This window comes from Aeromonas sp. QDB54 (genome assembly GCF_027707385.1).
GTDB classification, from domain to species: Bacteria; Pseudomonadota; Gammaproteobacteria; order Enterobacterales; family Aeromonadaceae; genus Aeromonas; species Aeromonas hydrophila.
Genome location: NZ_JAPCIT010000088.1, coordinates 1 through 802, shown reverse-complemented (window position 1 = coordinate 802; position 802 = coordinate 1). Strand labels below are relative to the sequence as shown.

Genomic DNA, 802 nt, shown 5'->3' with positions numbered 1-802 from the left:
GCGGAATACTGCTTCCGGTTTAATCATCGTTTTGACCTCAAGAGCATGTTGGTTGAATTGGGGCATGCAGTCGTGGCAAGCCCTCCGATGCCATATCGGCTCTTGAAGCTGGCTGAGGGTCATGGGTAATCAGGTTTGAATTTTACGAATAATACATGGTTAATTGGTATCGATGCGAGGTGAAGAAGGCCGTTCCTCTGTGCCAATCGACTCAAGTCTGAACAATGATTGAGCATTTGTAATGTTTGATGGGTGGCTGCAACTGCTTGAGATGCGCCATCTTACGCCCATCATAATGCTGGCCCAAAATGAATCTCTTTTTTGCCCCCGGCCTCCATTGGCTCAAACATGAAGAAATGAAATGACTGAGTCAGCCGAGAAGAATTCCCCCGCTTATTCGCACCTTCCCTAAGTGAAATTTCGGGTTATCACTTTGCAATAGGTAATTCATCCAATGCGGTTGTATAGCGGGGACTGAGTTTTTCACGCCTCATAATCCAATCACTGTTGTCTCTCCCACAAGATCCAAAATGAATTTTTCCTAATCGTCCCTGGTTGATTCGGTCGATCATCTGCATTAGGTCCTGACTGCGGGGCTTATGTTGATGATGGTCGAACAAATCTCCCTGCTGGCTGCCGATAGGAGTGAAGTCGGCTAGCATCACGCCCCCTTTTTGGTAGCGGTGCCCATCCCGCCAGATACGAGAGAGCAGTGAGTGGATCACTGGATTTGACCCCATAGGTCCAGACACTTTTTCCCGCTTAGGGTTGTGATACCCGACTGCGCAGAAATTCCCGTGGT

General features: G+C 48.4%; 1 protein-coding gene and 1 pseudogene. One reads left to right on the top strand and one right to left on the bottom strand.

Features of this window, described 5'->3' with window-relative positions; translation table 11 throughout:
• Nucleotides 1–129 (top strand): annotated as a pseudogene (locus PG881_RS23930) (IS1595 family transposase); the annotation flags it as partial.
• Between the two features lie 299 nt (nucleotides 130–428).
• Here the strand turns inward: PG881_RS23930 and PG881_RS23925 are convergent.
• On the bottom strand, nucleotides 429–802 hold a 374-nt coding region (locus PG881_RS23925; RefSeq protein ID WP_270803321.1), incomplete at its 5' end, for a DUF4113 domain-containing protein.